The organism is Streptomyces sp. NPDC047000, assembly GCF_040644295.1.
In the GTDB taxonomy this organism is placed as follows: domain Bacteria; phylum Actinomycetota; class Actinomycetes; order Streptomycetales; family Streptomycetaceae; genus Streptomyces.
On the sequence record NZ_JBEYWE010000075.1, the window covers coordinates 1 to 2,425 of the forward strand.

1 protein-coding gene is annotated in these 2,425 nt (G+C 61.4%); it reads left to right on the forward strand.

Annotation, left to right across the window (positions count from 1 at the left end):
* The first annotated feature begins 537 nt into the window (after positions 1–537).
* The gene (locus ABZ862_RS38410) at positions 538–2,304 is read left to right on the forward strand and encodes a reverse transcriptase domain-containing protein (RefSeq protein WP_360969255.1); all 1,767 of its coding nucleotides are present in this window, start codon (positions 538–540) and stop codon (positions 2,302–2,304) included.
* Positions 2,305–2,425 lie beyond the last annotated feature (121 nt).

Consider the following 2,425-nt stretch of genomic DNA (forward strand, 5'->3'; position numbering starts at 1 on the left):
AACGAGGTGCGCCACGAGGCGCTCTGTCGTATCCCCGGCTCAGCCGGGAAGAACTCGGAAGGAGGTTCTTGGGCTCGATGGCTTACCCCGAAGCGAAAGCCGACGGGAACCAGAGCATGCCATGAAAACTTGTGGCTGTGTCCAGAGATCAGGAACAGTGCACAAGGGAGCCCGCGTGATACGGCGAAAGCTGGATTGCCTGAATCCCAATCTCCAGTGATGCAACTCTTCATCCACCGGAAAGGATCTCTGAAACCGGTGCCGCGCTCTGCGTCTGATTGTCTCGTTGGTGACGCAACTTCCGGAGCGCTGGGCGATGTCCAGTGAGGACATTCAAGGAGATGAGTGGGGCGCCTACGTCACGCTGCAAACGTATGACAGAGACGAACGTGGGATCGCCTACAGGTCGCGAGGCCCAGGGCGACGGAGTGCTCGTAGTAGTCGCCGGAGTCACGACCGGCCAGGGAGGACGGGAGAACCGTCCGCAGGGCGAAGGGGCACAGATGATCGGACACACATGCCTGGGAAGTATGCGAAATGCAGAGTGCTGAAACGGTGCTGGGTGTCCTACGTGAACGCGGCCGGCGTGGCCAGCCGCTGGAGGAGCTGTATCGACAGATGTTCAACCCGCAGTTGTATCTGCTGGCTTACGGGCGTATCTACTCCAACCACGGAGCGATGACACCTGGAGCATCAGGGGAGACCGCAGACGGCATGTCCACCAGGAAGATCGATCGCATCATCGATGCGATGCGCCACGAGCGCTTCCGATTCAGCCCTGTGAGGCGCACCTACATTCCCAAAAAGAATGGGGCGATGCGCCCTCTGGGACTGCCGTCATGGACGGACAAACTGGTTGGAGAGGTTATGCGTCTGCTGTTGGAGGCGTACTACGAACCGACCTTTTCCGCCCGCTCTCACGGTTTCCGCCCCGGACGTGGCTGCCACACGGCACTAACCGAGGTGGCCAACACATGGACCGGGACAACATGGTTCATCGAGGGAGACATCGCTGACTGCTTCGGATCTTTCGACCACGAGGTCATGGTCACGATTCTGTCGGAGAAGATCCACGACAACCGGTTCCTGCTGCTGGTGCGCAACATGCTCGCAGCCGGATACATGGAGGACTGGGTCTGGCACGCAACACTGTCCGGCTCGCCGCAAGGTGGCGTCCTCTCGCCCCTGCTGTCCTCGATCTACCTGCACAAGTTGGACATGTTCATCGAACAGACACTGATCCCCGAACACACCCAAGGAGAGAAGCGGCGGCACAACTCGGCCTACGTCAAGCTGTCCGGCATCATCGAACGCGGGCGCCGACGCGGCGACCGCGCACTCGTACGGGAAACGCGCAAGCGGCGGCGCTTGCTGCCAAGCATGGATCCCTACTATTCGGGATATCGGCGATTGAGGTACTGCCGTTACGCCGACGACCACCTCCTCGGCTTCACCGGACCGAAAGCCGAGGCTGAGCAGATCAAGGCACGTCTGGCGACGTTCCTGCGCGAGGAACTCAAGCTCGAACTGTCTCCCGACAAAACCTTGATCACCCATGCCCGCTCACAAGCGGCACGCTTCCTCGGCTACGAGATCACCGCCCACCACGATCACCGCAAGGGAGCCCGAGGCCGCAGGTGGACCGACGGCTTCATCAAGCTGAACGTGCCACGATCGGTGATCAAGGCGAAATGCGCCCAATACACGCAGCGAGGCAAACCCGCCCACCGCCGCGATTTGGTCAACGAGAGCGACCACACCATCGTCGCGACATTCGGGGCCGAATACAGAGGGCTCGTCCAGTACTACCTGCTCGCCGGAGACGTCTACAAACTGAACCGGCTCGAATGGGTCATGCGAACCGCGATGCTGCGGACCCTGGCCGCAAAGCACCGCTCGTCGGTGTCGAATATGACGGCCCGCCACAGGGTCAAAACCGAGACACCATACGGGCTCCGCACGTGCTTCGAGGCCACACAACTGCGGCAGGGCAGGAAACCACTGATCGCCAGGTTCGGAGGGATTCCCCTCCGGCGCAACAAGAACGCAGTGCCCTATGACCGCGTCCCCAGCCCCACACCTCACCGTCACCGGGAAGTCGTCCGACGCCTTCTCCGAAGCGAGTGTGAGATCTGCCATCGACGAACCGAAGTGGAAACCCACCAGGTCCGTACACTGGCCGACCTCATCGGAGTTGGACCCGCCACACCGGAATGGAAGAAGCTCATGGCCGACAAGCGCCGCAAAACCCTGATTGTCTGCGGCGACTGCCATGGCTCCATCCACCCCGGAACACCGGCATGACGATCACGGACATGGTCATCGGAGAGCTCACTGCGGGGAAACTCGCACGGTGAGTTCGGAGGGAGGCCGCGCGGAAAAGGACCAGATCACCTGGGCACCTCGCCGCGCGGCCGACCCTACA